Annotated in this window: 12 protein-coding genes and 1 pseudogene; 11 read left to right on the plus strand and 2 right to left on the minus strand. The window is 62.8% G+C overall.

Annotated elements, in window-relative coordinates; genetic code table 11:
• Positions 1-355 (minus strand): annotated as a pseudogene (locus AB4Z15_RS23390) (pyridoxal 5'-phosphate synthase lyase subunit PdxS); the annotation flags it as partial.
• A 192-nt stretch (positions 356-547) separates the two neighbouring features.
• Positions 548-1,228: a GntR family transcriptional regulator gene (locus tag AB4Z15_RS23395; RefSeq protein WP_442019163.1), complete on the minus strand. Its 681-nt coding sequence runs from the start codon at positions 1,226-1,228 to the stop codon at positions 548-550.
• A gap of 120 nt (positions 1,229-1,348) precedes the next feature.
• Between AB4Z15_RS23395 and purU the strand changes: the two genes are divergently transcribed.
• From purU to AB4Z15_RS23450, 11 genes are all read left to right on the plus strand, one after another.
• A complete protein-coding gene (gene purU, locus AB4Z15_RS23400; protein WP_442019164.1) occupies positions 1,349-2,263 on the plus strand; it encodes a formyltetrahydrofolate deformylase in 915 nt (304 codons plus the stop codon).
• A 50-nt stretch (positions 2,264-2,313) separates the two neighbouring features.
• Positions 2,314-4,806: a GcvT family protein gene (locus tag AB4Z15_RS23405; RefSeq protein WP_442019165.1), complete on the plus strand. Its 2,493-nt coding sequence runs from the start codon at positions 2,314-2,316 to the stop codon at positions 4,804-4,806.
• Between the two features lie 137 nt (positions 4,807-4,943).
• Positions 4,944-5,570 carry a cyclodeaminase/cyclohydrolase family protein gene (locus AB4Z15_RS23410; RefSeq protein WP_377652555.1) on the plus strand — a complete coding sequence of 209 codons (627 nt, stop codon included), beginning with the start codon at positions 4,944-4,946 and terminating at the stop codon, positions 5,568-5,570.
• Positions 5,567-6,457, plus strand: a complete 891-nt coding sequence (locus tag AB4Z15_RS23415; RefSeq protein ID WP_442019166.1) for a bifunctional 5,10-methylenetetrahydrofolate dehydrogenase/5,10-methenyltetrahydrofolate cyclohydrolase — start codon at positions 5,567-5,569, stop codon at positions 6,455-6,457. Before AB4Z15_RS23410 ends, AB4Z15_RS23415 begins: the two co-directional genes overlap by 4 nt.
• 2 nt (positions 6,458-6,459) lie before the next feature.
• The gene (locus tag AB4Z15_RS23420) at positions 6,460-7,299 is read left to right on the plus strand and encodes a methylenetetrahydrofolate reductase (RefSeq protein WP_442019167.1); all 840 of its coding nucleotides are present in this window, start codon (positions 6,460-6,462) and stop codon (positions 7,297-7,299) included.
• A complete protein-coding gene (locus tag AB4Z15_RS23425; protein WP_442019168.1) occupies positions 7,254-9,572 on the plus strand; it encodes an FdhF/YdeP family oxidoreductase in 2,319 nt (772 codons plus the stop codon). Before AB4Z15_RS23420 ends, AB4Z15_RS23425 begins: the two co-directional genes overlap by 46 nt.
• Positions 9,573-9,722: 150 nt before the next feature.
• A complete protein-coding gene (locus tag AB4Z15_RS23430; RefSeq protein WP_442019169.1) occupies positions 9,723-10,145 on the plus strand; it encodes a GlcG/HbpS family heme-binding protein in 423 nt (140 codons plus the stop codon).
• A 152-nt stretch (positions 10,146-10,297) separates the two neighbouring features.
• Positions 10,298-11,515, plus strand: coding sequence for a formaldehyde dehydrogenase, glutathione-independent (fdhA, locus tag AB4Z15_RS23435; protein ID WP_431117782.1), 1,218 nt, complete (start codon positions 10,298-10,300; stop codon positions 11,513-11,515).
• Positions 11,516-11,544: 29 nt separating this feature from the next.
• Positions 11,545-12,879: a molybdopterin molybdotransferase MoeA gene (locus AB4Z15_RS23440; RefSeq protein ID WP_442019170.1), complete on the plus strand. Its 1,335-nt coding sequence runs from the start codon at positions 11,545-11,547 to the stop codon at positions 12,877-12,879.
• Positions 12,867-13,748 carry a formate dehydrogenase accessory sulfurtransferase FdhD gene (gene fdhD / locus AB4Z15_RS23445; protein WP_442019171.1) on the plus strand — a complete coding sequence of 294 codons (882 nt, stop codon included), beginning with the start codon at positions 12,867-12,869 and terminating at the stop codon, positions 13,746-13,748. The genes AB4Z15_RS23440 and fdhD overlap by 13 nt, the downstream gene beginning before the upstream one ends.
• A gap of 127 nt (positions 13,749-13,875) precedes the next feature.
• Complete coding sequence (locus AB4Z15_RS23450) at positions 13,876-14,682, plus strand: IclR family transcriptional regulator (protein ID WP_442019172.1); 807 nt, start codon at positions 13,876-13,878, stop codon at positions 14,680-14,682.
• Positions 14,683-14,972 lie beyond the last annotated feature (290 nt).

Below are 14,972 nucleotides of genomic sequence, written 5' to 3' on the forward strand. Positions count from 1 at the left end.
ACTTGTCGATGTGGTTCACGTAGTCGGCCGGGGTCAGGACCTCGGACTCGTCGATGTAGTCCACGCCGAGGGACTGCAGGACCTGGGCTTCGACGAAGTGGCCGATGCGGGCCTTGGCCATGACCGGGATGGACACGGCGGCGATGATCGCATCGATCATGTCCGGATCTGACATGCGGGACACGCCACCCTGGGCGCGGATATCGGCGGGTACGCGCTCGAGTGCCATGACGGCGACGGCACCGGCGTCCTCGGCGATTCGGGCCTGCTCGACGTTAACGACGTCCATGATGACGCCGCCCTTGAGCATCTCCGCCATGCCCCGCTTTACACGGCCGGAGCCAGTAAGCGTGATGTGTTCGAAAGGGCGTGGTGCAAAGGTCACGTGATACTCCAAGGGACTGAAGCCTGCGATTTCATCACAAGCGCCCGGTACTGCACGCCGGGCGAAGAGCCAGGAGACTGATATCCGGGTGATATATTAGTTAGTTTCAGTATGCAATCGCCGAAGCGGGGAGTCAATCCCAGAATTCCCGGGAGGCAATTACTACACGGCGAAGAGGGCCGTGCGGACGGCGTGCTCAAAGCCTGTGACGTGGGCCTTTGCCAACTCCGCCGCTTCTTCCTCATCACCGTCAATGACCGCGCGCAGGAGGTCCAGGTGTTCGCGCACGTGATGCTCAAGGTCCGGCAGCCTATCCAGGACCATGCACCAAATTCGGGTTGCCAGGTTGTCATAGCGGATCAGGACGTCCTCGAGATGAGGATTTGCCGCGGCCGCATAGATGCCCTGATGGACGCTGGCATCCAGTCGCAGGGTCTCCACAACCGAGGCGGCGGCCACATCAAAGGCATCCACCTCCTTCATTACGTTCCGCAGATGCTCCCTCGTGGCCGGAGAAGCCACCCGTGCCGCGCGTGCTGCAGCCAGTGGCTCGAGTTGCGTGCGGATCTCTGAAATAAAGGCCAGGTCCGTCACGTCAACGCGGGTGGCAAATGTTCCACGGCGCGGATAGGTGACCACCAGGCGGTCCAGTTCCAACCGCTTCAAGGCTTCGCGCACCGGAGTGCGTCCGATCCCCAGATCCTTCGCCAACTGGTCATCGTTGAGGAGGTCCCCGGGTTTGATGTCCAGCATCAGGAGCCGATCGCGCAAACGCTCATACGCGACGTCGGCCAAGGATTTCCTGCTGGTATCGTCCGAGATTGCCAGAGTTCCAAATGCCACAGTGCCAGCCCTTTCCGCAGTTCCCGAAAACCTATTGACCTGTCCTTGAGACCAGTATACGCTGATTCCGAATCCTAATATATCAGTACGGGACCCAAGAATATATCTAAAGGAGGAGACATGACCCTCGTGGCGACAGACTCACCAACAAGCACCCTGCCCCAGCCAGCAGCGCTCAATGACGAGCAAGCACAGAAGTTCGTACTCACATTGTCGTGCGTCGAACGCGCCGGAATCGTGCAGGCGGTCACAACCTTCCTGTTTGAGCGCGGCTTCAACATTGACGAACACCAGCAGTTCGACGACGGCATCCGCCAGACGCTGCACCTTCGCACCGCCTTTTCCGGCTCCCCCGAATACTCGGCGGACCGGCTTGAGGAAGAGTTCAGTGCAATCGCTGACCGCTTCGACATGAAATTCAGCTTCCATGACAAGACCAAGAAGCGCGTGCTGGTCATGGTGTCCAAGTTTGGACACTGCCTCAACGATCTCATCTTCCGCTGGCGCGGCGGCAGCCTGGGCGGAGACCTCGTAGCTGTCGTTTCCAACCACGAGACCCACCGCGCCATGGCCGAGGCAGCCGGACTGCCTTTCATCTACGTCCCTGTCACCCCTGACACCAAGGCCGAGGCGGAGCAAAAGCTCTTGGAACTCGTGGATGAATACAAGGCTGACCTGGTGGTGCTCGCCCGCTACATGCAGGTACTCTCGGACAACCTGTGCCGCTCCCTCGAGGGCCGGGCCATCAACATCCACCACTCGTTCCTGCCCGGTTTCAAGGGCGCCCGCCCCTACCACCAGGCCTATGACCGCGGCGTGAAGCTCGTTGGCGCAACCGCGCACTACGTGACGGCAGACCTTGACGAGGGCCCGATCATCGAGCAGGAAGTCATCCGCGTGGACCACAGCTACGGCCCCAACGCACTCTCAACAGTGGGCCAGGATGCCGAAGCCCTGGCACTGTCCCGGGCTGTCCGCTGGCACTGCGAACACCGCGTGCTGCTGGATCAAACCAGCACAGTCGTCTTCCGGTAAGCCACCCTCCCCACCGTCCACACACACGAACTTCAGCAGGAGAAACTTTCATGACATCGACGCCTCGCATTGTCATCATCGGCGCTGGGATTGTCGGCACCAACCTCGCCGACGAACTGGTCACCCGCGGTTGGAACAACATCACCGTCCTGGATCAGGGGCCGCTGAACATGCCCGGAGGATCCACGTCCCACGCCCCGGGCCTGGTCTTCCAGACGAACCCTTCCAAGTCCATGGCACTGTTTGCCAAGTACACGGTGGAAAAGCTGCTCTCCCTCACCGAAGATGGTCAGAGCTGTTTCAACCAGGTGGGGGGCCTTGAAGTTGCCACTACCGAGACCCGCCTGGCTGACCTCAAGCGCAAGCTCGGCTACGCCCAGTCGTGGGGCATCGACGGCAAGATCCTCTCCCGCGAGGAATGCAAGGAGCTCTACCCCCTGATCAATGAGGAAGACATCCTTGGTGGCCTCCACGTCCCCACCGATGGCCTGGCACTTGCAGCCCGCGCCGTGCAGTTGCTCATCAAGCGCACCGAAGCCGCCGGCGTGAAGTACATCGGCAACACCGAGGTGACCGGAATCGAGCAGTCCAACCGCCGCGTGACCGGCGTCGAGACCGCCAATGGCGTCATCCCGGCCGACATTGTAGTTTCCTGCGCCGGCTTCTGGGGCGCCAAAGTGGGCGAGCTGATTGGGATGTCCGTTCCGCTCCTCCCGCTGGCCCACCAGTATGTCAAGACCACCCCGGTTCCCGCCCAGAAGGGCAAGAACGAACTGCCCAACGGCGCCCAGCTGCCCATCCTGCGCCACCAGGACCAGGACCTCTACTACCGTGAGCACGGCGAGCGCTACGGCATCGGCTCCTACGCCCACCGCCCCATGCCTGTGGACCTCGATGAACTGGGAAGCTACGAGCCCAGCAGCATCACCGAACACAACATGCCTTCGCGCCTGGACTTCACCTTGGAAGACTTCCTGCCCGCATGGGAAGCCACCAAGCAGATCCTGCCGGCACTGCGGGAAAGCGAAATCGAGGATGGCTTCAACGGCATCTTCTCCTTCACCCCGGACGGCGGCTCATTGGTGGGCGAGTCCAAGGAAGTGGACGGGTTCTTCGTTGCCGAGGCCGTCTGGGTCACCCACTCTGCTGGCATCGCCCGCGCCGTGGCCGAACTACTGACCACGGGCAAGTCCGAAATTGATCTTGGTGACTGCGACATCCACCGCTTCGAAGAGGTCCAGCTGACCCCTGAATATGTCAGCGAAACGTCCCAGCAGAACTTCGTGGAAATCTACGACGTGATGCACCCGCTCCAGCCCAAGCTCTCCCCCCGCAACCTTCGCGTCAGCCCGTTCCACGCCCGCCATAAGCAGCTGGGAGGCTACTTCCTGGAAGGCGCAGGATGGGAACGTCCCTACTGGTTCGAAGCCAACGCGGAACTGCTGAAGGAAATGCCGGACGAGTGGCAGCCGCCGGCACGCGACGCGTGGTCCGGTATGTTCAGCTCACCCATTGCTGCGGCGGAGGCCTGGAAGACGCGCACGGCCGTGGCGATGTATGACATGACGCCGCTCAAGCGCCTTGAAGTCAGCGGCCCGGGCGCCCTGAAACTGCTGCAGGAACTCACCACGGGAGACCTGGCCAAGAAGCCGGGCGCCGTAACCTACACCCTCCTGCTGGACCACGCTGGTGGAATCCGAAGCGACATTACCGTTGCACGCCTCAGCGAAGACACGTTCCAGCTGGGCGCCAACGGCAACATCGACACTGCCTACTTCGAGCGTGCCGCCCGCCACCAGACAGAAAACGGTACGGCCAGCGATTGGGTGCAGGTCCGCGATACCACCGGTGGCACCTGCTGCATCGGCTTGTGGGGTCCGCTTGCCCGTGACCTCATCAGCACGGTCAGCAACGACGACTTCTCCAATGACGGCCTGAAGTACTTCCGTTCCAAGAAGGTCACCATCGGCGGAGTCACCGTTACCGCAATGCGCCTGTCCTACGTGGGCGAACTCGGCTGGGAGCTCTACACGAGCGCCGACAATGGACAGCGCTTGTGGGATGCACTGTGGAAGGCCGGCCAGCCGTTCGGCGTCATCGCTGCCGGGCGCGCCGCCTTCAGCTCGCTGCGTCTGGAAAAGGGCTACCGCTCATGGGGCACCGATATGACCACGGAGCACGACCCCTTCGAAGCAGGCCTCGGTTTCGCCGTAAAGATGACCAAGGAAAACTTTGTCGGCAAGGCCGCCCTTGAGGGTCGCACCGAGGAAAGCTCCGCGCGGCGCTTGCGCTGCTTGACGGTCGACGACGGCCGCAGCCTGGTGCTGGGCAAGGAACCTGTGTTCTACAAGGACCAAGCGGTTGGCTACGTCACCAGCGCCGCTTACGGCTACTCGGTGAAGAAGCCCATTGCCTACGCGTACCTTCCTGCCGCTGTCTCCATTGGTGATTCCGTGGAGATCGAATACTTCGGACGCCGCATCCAGGCGACAGTCACCCAGGACCCGCTGTACGACCCCACCATGAGCAGGCTCCGCGGCTAAGGCTTGACGGACGCTTCAGTAGGCCAGCGGCCCGGACTCATCCCCTCGCAACGGGGTCCGGGCCGCTGTCTTACCCGTTCAACCCCAGCCTTGCTTCGTCAGCCAGCCTCTCTTCGTCAACCAGCCCAGGAAGACACATGATCAGTTCAGAAACCATCAACGACTACCTCGCCCGGCTCGCTTCACGACAGCCCACCCCCGGCGGAGGTGCAGCAGCCGCCCTTCACGCTGCCCAGGGCGCCGCCTTGGTGGCCATGGTGGCCAGGTACACCACGGGTGAAAAGTATGCGCAGCACGCAGAACCCGTTGCCCGCATCACCAGCGCTGCCGACCATTTGATTGTCGAAGCGCTGCGCCTCGCGGACGCCGATGAGCACGCCTTCCAACGAGTTATTGATTCGTACAAACTCCCGTCCGGGACCGAGGAACTCAAGGCCATGCGCGCTGCCGGCATCCAGGATGCCCTGGTCCAGGCAGCCCATACACCTGCTCAGCTGATCAAGCTTGCCGGTGAGGTGGTGGAACTCGCCACGGAACTCTTTGACATGGCCAACCCCAATGTCATCAGCGACGTCGCGGCAGCAGCAGATGCTGCCCGTGCCGCCGCCACAACCGCCCGTGTCAACATCGACATCAATGTGGTGGCCATTAAAGACGGCGACGCCCGCTCGCGCTTGGCAGAACAGACCGACGGCCTTGAGGAGAAGGTGGTCCTCGCGGCCGATTCCCTCGTCAAGCGCGTCCGCGAAAGGATCCTCGCGTGAGTACTGAAGTGCTTTCCGGAAAGGGGTTGGCCGCCCTCATCCAACAGCGTGCGCAGGATGAGGCCCGCCTCCTGGAATATGAGGGCCAGCGCCCTTCCTTGGCCGTGGTGGTGGCAACCGACGACGAGTCCACGCACTGGTACGTCCGGTCCATTGAGCGCGCCGCGGAGCGCGCCGGAATAGGCTGCCGCATCCTGGACCTTGGCCATGACGCCACGGAACAGGTGCTGGCGAGTGTGTTGAAAGACCTCAGTGCGGAACCGTCCGTCAACGGGATTATTCTTCAAACTCCGCTGCCCGCGGGTGTTCGAACGGACGGGCTCGTGGGCCTTATCGCTCCGGAAAAGGACATTGACGGCGCCAACCCGCTCAGCCTTGGCCGCCTCGCTGTGGGTCAGCCCGCCTTCGCCCCTGCGACCGCACAGGCGGTGGTGGAACTCCTCGAGCATTTCCAGGTTCCGCTCGCCGGACGTAACGTCGCCGTCGTCGGGCGTTCCGCTGTGGTGGGAAAGCCGCTGTCCCTGCTGCTGCTCGAAAAGGACGCCACGGTCACCATCTGCCACTCCAAATCAGGGGTCCTTGAGCGCTATACCCGGCCTGCCGACGTCGTGGTTGTTGCCGCGGGGCGGACCGGACTGCTGACGAGCAGCCACGTTTCGCCGGCGTCGGTAGTGATCGACGTCGGTACGAACGTCCTGCCCGACGGTTCCCTGGTGGGAGACGTGGACGAGGCCAGTGTCACCGGAGTGGCGGCTGCCCTGACGCCGGTGCCCGGCGGGGTGGGTTCAGTCACCACGGCGTTGCTGCTCCTCCACACCGCTGAAGCGGCCCGGGCACAAGCACGGCTTCTGGAGAAGCCGGCCTTGGTTTCGGGAACCGCTGGCTAGCCATGGAAACGCCGATCCGCCTGGAGGTTAGTCCCTCCGCTGACCTTGCCCGGCAACTGTCTCCCGCTTATGAGGCGCCGGGCATGGTCAGCGTGACCTGCCTGCCGCATCACGGTCCGGCCAGGACGGTCGCTGCGTCGATTGAGCTTGCCCGGCTGGGCTATCGCGTGGTCCCGCACCTCGCAGCCCGGAGCATCGCCAGCCAGGCAGAGCTGCACCTTTTCCTGCGCCAATTGGGCGATGAGGGCGTCCGGGAGCTTTTCCTCATTGCCGGAGACCGCAGTGCCCCTGCCGGCCCGTATTCCTGGAGCGGCCAGCTGATGGAGGACACCAAGGCTTTCTCGGAAGATTTCTCCCTTGGCATCGCCGGTTACCCGGAAGGCCACCCACAACTGAGCGCAGAACAGTTGCGGAGCAGCCTGGCCGGCAAGTCACCCATGGCGTCGTCCATGGTCACGCAAATGTGCTTTTCGGCGGAATCCATCAGCTCATACCTGCACGAGCTGCACCGGGCCGGGTACCGGCTTCCCGTGTGGGTTGGCGTTCCCGGGCCGGTCTCCATGCAGAAGCTGCTGGCCATGGGTGCACGATTGGGCGTGGGACGCTCACTCAAGCTGGCCCGCGGCACAGGAATGGCCAAGGCACTCCTGCGCGGTGGTGACGTGATGCGCTATGACAGCTCCGGCCTGATCCGGGACGTTCATCAGGCCCTCGACGGCCATCCGCTGTTTGCCGGCATCCACGTCTACAGCTTCAACGACCTCAGCCGCCTACCCAGATTTGAAGGGAAGATCGCATGGCTTCCAAAGCCCCCCGTGAAAACATCGACGAGTCAAAGCTGACCGTCACCAAACCCAAGACAAAGGCTGTCGGCATTCCGGCCGTTGCCAACGCACTGAAGATCTCCCTGGAACAAATGGGTCCGGTGCGAAGCGTGCAAACGCTGCTGGCAGTGAACCAGATCGATGGCTTCGACTGCATGGGCTGCGCTTGGCCGGAACACGAGAAGCGCAACGCAGCAGAGTTCTGCGAGAACGGGGCCAAGGCCGTCGCCGAGGAAGCTACCCGGCGCCGCGTCACGCCAGAGTTCTTTGCCCAGCACTCCGTAGCTGAATTGAAGACCCGCGATGACTACTGGCTGGGCCAGCAAGGCCGGCTGACCCACCCGATGTTCCTCGATGAAGGTGCAACCCACTACAGGGCAATTGACTGGGAGGAAGCCTATGACCTCATGGCCGAGGAACTCCGGGGCATGGACCATCCCGATCAGGCCGTTTTCTATACCTCCGGGCGCACCTCCAACGAGGCAGCGTTCGTGTACCAGCTCCTGGTGCGCGGCCTTGGCACCAACAACCTTCCGGACTGCTCCAACATGTGCCACGAGTCCTCGGGCTCGGCGCTGGTGGAAACCATCGGCATCGGCAAGGGTTCGGTAAGCCTGACCGACTTGGAGACGGCGTCACTGATCTTCGTAGCCGGGCAGAATCCAGGTACCAACCATCCGCGCATGCTCAGCGCCCTGGAGAAGGCCAAGAAGAACGGCGCGGTCATCGTGTCCGTCAATCCCCTTCCCGAAGCCGGGCTCCTGCACTTTGAAAACCCCCAGCACGTGGCTGGCATGATTCAAGGGACCCAGCTGACGGATGACTTCCTGCAGATCCGTGCCGGCGGCGATCAGGCCCTCTTCCAGGGCCTGGGTAAGTACCTTGTGGAGGCCGAAGCCGCGGGTCGCAAGACCCCGGGCCTGGAAACCGTGCTGGACCACCGGTTCATCGAGGACCACACGGTGGGCATCGACGAATACCTGCGTTTCCTGGAAAAAGTGCAGTGGGACGACATTGTGGAAGCAACAGGCCTCACCCTGGAGCAGATCCGCTCCACAGGCGAACGTCTCCTGGCCTCCAACGCCACCATCGTGTGCTGGGCCATGGGATTGACCCAGCACAAACACTCCGTACCCACGCTCCGCGACGTGGTCAACGTACTGCTTCTTCAGGGCAACATCGGCAAGCCCGGCGCAGGAGTCTGCCCGGTCCGGGGCCACTCAAACGTCCAGGGCGACCGCACCATGGGCATCTTCGAGAAGATGCCGGAGAAATTCCACGACCGGCTGGACAACGAGTTCGCGTTCCACTCACCACGGGAGCACGGCTATGACACTGTTGCCGCCATCCGTGCCATGAGGGACGGAAAGGTCCGCTTCTTCATGGGGATGGGTGGCAACTTTGTTCGCGCCGCCCCTGACTCGGAGGTCACGGAACAAGCGCTGGCCAACACAGGATTGAGCGTCCAGATCTCCACCAAGCTGAACCACTCGCACCTGTCCACGGGTCGCCGGGCGTTGATTCTGCCAACCCTCGGACGCACGGAGAAAGACACCCAGCGGACCGGGGACCAGAGGGTCACGGTGGAAGACTCCATGAGCGCGGTCCACGCATCCCGCGGGCGCCTCAAGCCCGCAAGCGAGCACCTCCACTCGGAGGTTGCCATTGTCTGCAATCTTGCCCACCGGCTCTTCACCGACGGCGACGTGCGCCTGCCCAACGCCCCCAAGGCCGCGTGGCTGTCCATGCGTGATGACTACTCGCTGATCCGCAAACACATCGAGGCCGTCTTCGATGGCTTCGAGAACTTCGAAGAGCGGATCCAGCACCCCGGCGGCTTCGTGCTGCCGCACCCGCCCCGCGATGCCAGGAAGTTCGATACCGCGTCAGGCAAAGCACACTTCACAGGCAACGAGCTTGAATACATCAAGGCCCCGCCCGGCCGGCTGGTGCTCCAAACACTGCGCTCCCACGACCAGTACAACACCACCATCTACGGCAAGGACGACCGCTACCGCGGCATCCACGGTGGCCGGCGAGTGGTCCTCATTAACGAGTCCGACATCGCCGAGCTGGGCTTTGCCGACGGTGACATGGTCCACCTGGTTTCTGAATTCCAGGGAACCGAGCGCCGGGCAGAAGACTTCCGCATCGTTTCATATTCCACTCCCAAGGGGTGCGCCGCTGCCTACTACCCGGAAACCAACATCCTTGTACCGCTGGACTCTGTAGCCGATACCAGTGGGACCCCGACGTCCAAGTCCGTCATCGTCCGGCTGGAACGGGCTTAAAAGCTCTGGACAGAGTGTGATGCCTGCCATAGTATGTGACTGATATATCTTTCCTAGTTGCGCAGAGATATCAGATGGCCAACGCGTAACCAGAGTTCCAAACCCGCCAAGAGCCATCTCGTCAAGAAGACATCAATCAACGGAGAAACAATGTCTGACATCACCCAAGTCCAAGCAGATGCCGTGCTTGCCGCAGCCCGCGACGCTGCCAGCGAAACCGCGACCGCGATGAACATCGCCGTAGTGGATGCCGGCGGAAACCTCAAGGCCTTCACCCGCATGGACGGGGCGTGGCTGGGCAGCATCGATATTTCCATCAAGAAAGCACGCACGGCCCGCTTCTTCGACATGCCAACGGGGGCAATCGGCGAGCTTTCGCAGCCTGGAGGACCGCTCTACAACATCGAGGTGTCCAACGGAGGACTCATCACCTTCCCGGGAGGCATCCCCCTGCGCAGCGAGGACGGCACTGTGATCGGTGCGATCGGCGTCAGCGGCAGCACCGTGGAGAACGACCACGCGGTCGCATCCGCAGGAGCAGCAGTCCAGCTTCAGGGCGCAGCTGGGCTTTAGCCAAAAAACGTTAAGCAAAAACTATCCAATTGTCCGTGAATGGTGCTTCGGTGGCCTGAAACCTGGGGAGGTATTTCCTCATCGAAGCACCGCTCTCGGGCAATTGGACAGATCCAATTTCCGTACCACAACCCGCCCCAGGAGGAGTGTCCATGTCTGGAAACCGAGCAGTCGCCTACAAGGAACCCGGCGTAGTCGAAATCATCAACACTGACTACCCGACGTTCGAACTCAAGGACGGACCGGGCGTCAACCCGGCCAACGTCGGCCGGAAGGTACCGCATGGCGCGATCCTCCGCACTGTGACAACCAACATCTGCGGTTCCGATCAGCACATGGTCCGTGGGCGCACCACAGCCCCGCAGGACCTGGTCCTCGGCCACGAAATCACCGGCGAAGTGGTGGAGGTGGGTCCCGACGTCGAGTTCATCAAGGTGGGCGACATCGTCTCGGTGCCGTTCAACATTTCCTGTGGCCGGTGCCGGAACTGCAAAGAGCAAAAGACCGGTATCTGCCTCAACGTTAACCCTGACCGCCCGGGCAGCGCTTACGGCTATGTGGACATGGGCGGCTGGGTAGGCGGACAGGCCGAGTACGTGCTGGTTCCCTACGCCGACTGGAACCTGCTGCGCTTCCCGGACCGCGATCAGGCCCTGGAAAAGATCATGGACCTGACTATGCTCTCGGACATCTTCCCCACCGGCTTCCACGGCGCCGTTACGGCCGGGGTGGGCGTAGGGTCCACGGTGTACGTCGCCGGTGCCGGCCCTGTGGGTCTGGCTGCCGCCGTCGGCGCCCAGTTGCTTGGCGCCGCCGTCGTGATTGTGGGCGACATGAACGAAGACCGGCTGGCACAGGCGCGCTCGTTCGGCTGCGAAACCGTCAATGTCTCCAACGGAGACCCGAAGGAGCAGATCCTGCAGATCCTCGGGGTGCCGGAAGTGGATTGCGGCGTGGACGCCGTTGGCTTCGAAGCCCGCGGCCACGGACGGGACGCCTCGCACGAGGCTCCGGCCACCGTGCTGAACTCCCTCATGGACATCACCGCAGCCGGTGGTTCCTTGGGCATCCCGGGCCTCTACGTCACCGGGGATCCGGGCGGAATCGATGAAGCAGCCAAGCACGGCTCCCTGTCGCTCTCGCTGGGCACCGGCTGGGCAAAGTCCTTGTCCTTCACCACGGGACAGTGCCCGGTGATGAAGTACAACCGCCAATTGATGATGGCCATCCTCCACGACAAGGTCCAGATCGCCAAGGCAGTCAATGCCCAAGCCATCCCCCTTGAGGACGCTCCCCGCGGCTACGCCGAATTCGACGCCGGAGCGGCAACAAAGTTCGTACTGAACCCGAACGGTTACGTGAAGGCTTAGTACGCAAAAACACCAGGAAGGGGGCATCCATGCTCGCACAGGAAATCATCGGCGGCACGTCGCCAACGTCCCATGTGCCGTGCGAGCGGATGCCTGCCCCGACGTGGTCTGAAGCCCGGCAGTTAGCCTTCGATTGCGCTGTTCCGCTTGCGTCGGCGTCTGTGCCACTGGCGGACGCGATCGGATACATGCTGACCACGGAAGTGACGGCGCAGCAGGACCTTCCGCACTACGCGTCCTCTGCCATGGATGGCTGGGCTATTCATGGCAGAGGACCGTGGAAGATCACGACGGCGGGGCTGCCGCTCTCATCAGGAGAAGCCAGCGTCATTGCCACTGGGGGCCTGGTCCCCGACGGTGCCGTAGCGGTACTTCGGAAAGAGAGCGGACAGGTCCTCGACGCCGGATACGGGCTGCAGCTCTCACTGAAACCAGATGCGAAACCCGGCGAGACGCTCCCCGGCCGCCACATACGGCCAGCCGGTGAAGAAGCCCGAGCCGGCGACGTCCTCGTACCCGCCGGCACACTCCTCAATCCTGCACACATTGCCCTTGCTGCCGTAGCAGGCCACGACGAACTGCAGGTACAACGCAAGCCGCGGGTCGCCGTCGTACTTACCGGTTCCGAGGTGGTGACCTCGGGTATGCCGGCAGCGGGGCAGGTGCGCGACACGTTTGGCCCGCAACTCGGCGCAGTGATTTCACAGCTGGGCGGAATTCCAGGCAGCCAGCAACGGATCGGCGACTCCTACGAAGAGTGGCTGTCCGCACTTGGCGGCCCGCTCGGAGGTGAGCGTCCCGATGTCACGATCACCACCGGCGGCACTGGGAAATCCGGAACGGACCACTTCCGCACTGCAGTGGCCGCGCTCGGTGGGCGCTTACTGCTCGACGGCATCGCCATGCGCCCGGGGCATCCTGCGGTACTGGCTGAACTTCCGGACGGCCGCTTCATCATCGGCCTCCCAGGCAACCCCCTGGCCGCCATGATGGCCCTCATGACCATCGGTGAGCCACTGCTGGCTGCCCTCCAAAACCGGCCTCTCCAGACAGCTGGCCACCTCACGTCCGGGGCGGACATCGATCCGGGCCCAGGCCGGACACAACTCATTCCCTGCACCTTTGTCCACGGCCTCGCTTTCCCTGCTTCACACACAGGCCCCGGCATGATGCGCGGGCTGGCTTGGGCGGACGGCTTCATGGCCGTTCCCCCTGACGGAGTGGAAGCAGGCGAACCCGTCCCGGTCATGCCGCTGCCCTGGACCAGCGCCTGGTCAAGTGCCTGGACAAGCGCCTGGTCACAGGCGCAAGCAACCATCGATGTCCCCAACCAGCCAGGAAGGTACGCACCATGGCACGGATGACACAGCGCCGGAAGATCCACCGCTTCCATCTCGACGGGACAGGTACCGAATATCCGGTGCGGTTCAAGGAAGACGTCCTGGCCGCCGAAGAGCCCCTGGAAATCAGGATCGGCGGCCGCTCCTTCGCTGTGACCATGAGGACTCCGGGAGACGACTTTGACCTGGTGGCCGGGTTCCTGGTGTCCGAAGGCATCATCCGCAGCCAGTCCGAGCTGATCTCCCTGCGTTTTTGCGCCGGCGAGAAGGACGGGACGCAGACGTTCAATGTGGTGGAGGCCCAGCTCCGCTCAGACGTACAAATGCCGGACACCATGCGCCACGTGTACACCTCCAGCTCATGCGGCATCTGCGGGACAGACTCCATCGAGGCCGTCCGCAAGACCCTCCATTTCGACCCCTCCCAGGACGGGCTGCGGGTTCCCGTTGACATCTTGGCCGAACTGCCCGAACGCCTCCGGGAAGCCCAGGCAGTGTTCGACAGGACCGGTGGCGTCCACGCGGCCGGGCTCTTTAGGCTCGACGGCGCCACCCCCGAGCTCCTCTGTTTACGGGAGGACGTGGGCCGCCACAACGCCGTGGACAAAGTGGTGGGCTGGGCTTTGCGCCAGGATCTGCTGCCACTGACGGGATTGGTCCTGCAGGTTTCAGGGCGGGCATCATTCGAACTGGTCCAGAAGGCTGCGCTCGCCGGCATCCCCGTCCTGTCCGCCGTTAGCGCACCCTCCAGCCTTGCAGCGGACCTCGCCGCTGAGACCGGCGTGACACTGGTTGGCTTCAGCCGCGGACACAGCCTTAACGTCTACGCCGGACGTGACAGACTGGTCCGCCCCCGCAAAGCCGCCAGAGAGGAGGCCTTAGCCGGGCGCTGATCGCCCTTTCTGCGAGTTTGTGCGCAAGGCCCGTGTCCGTGTCGGACTAGGATGAGGAAAGACGAGGAGCAGGCCGGTAGGGCGTTACAGCCCCGGCCGCCTGCTTGGGACAACGACACGAGGCATCATGGCCCCACGCAACAATCCGGACATCGAGAAGGACGCAGACGCCCAGGGCGGAGGCGTCCAGTCGGTGGACCGCGCGCTCCAAATCCTGGAAATCCTCGCCCGCGAAGGCGACGCCGGTGTCAGTGAAATTGCTGACGAGATGGGCGTCCACAAATCCACGGTGTCCAGGCTTGTGGGCTCGCTGGTTAACCGCGACCTTGTCCGGCAGAACAATGAGAGGGGCAAGTACCAGCTGGGTTTCGGCATTCTCCGGCTGGCAACATCCATCCCCGGCAGGCTGAGCGTGGTGCGCGAGGCAAGGGAAGTACTGGAAGCGCTCGCGGCTGAGTTCAAGGAAACTGTCAACCTTGCTGTGCTTCGATCCAACTATGCCGTCAACGTGGATCAAGCCATGGGCCCCTCAACGCTTGCCACCTACGACTGGGTGGGCAGCCTGACGCCACTGCATGCCACGTCCAGCGGCAAGGTGCTCCTGGCCGCGCTGACAGCTGACGAACGGAACCAAGTCCTTAAGACCGTCGGACTCCCAGCCCGCACTCCCCGAACTATCACCAACCGTGGGGAGCTGGAGAAGCAGCTGCTCGACGTCGCGCGGAACGGCTACGCGGTGGTCCATGAAGAGTTCGAAATCGGCCTGACGGCCGTGGCCGTGCCTATCTTCAACCACATGGGCAGTGTCATCGCCGCAGTGAGTATCTCCGGCCCTGCCTTCCGTTTTGCTCCCGAGGAGCAGCCAGGGCTCATAGAGGCCCTCCGCGAGGCTGGCCTGGCCATCAGCGCCAAGATGGGCTACCGACGCCGCTAGGTGCTGCCCGCCCGGCCCGCCGCGTAATGCACGCCTTTAAGTAAAGCTAGCTGGCGTCGCTAGCGTGCCCATTTTTCGCCTTGAATGTCGCTTGTTACGCAACAGTAACCACTATGCGCAACTCCTGAGGCGCCTCGGGGCGAGTGTCAAGATGCCTGAAGTGGAAAAGAAACACCTTGACATTGACCTGTGACGGGGCGCACTCTGTTGCATAACGTGAGAACTGTTGATCCTTGCGAGACGCAAGAAGGCGACTAAGCCTAAGCGACCACAAATCCCGTTCGCCGACC

This window comes from Paenarthrobacter sp. 2TAF44, from assembly GCF_052114885.1.
Taxonomy (GTDB): Bacteria; Actinomycetota; Actinomycetes; order Actinomycetales; family Micrococcaceae; genus Arthrobacter.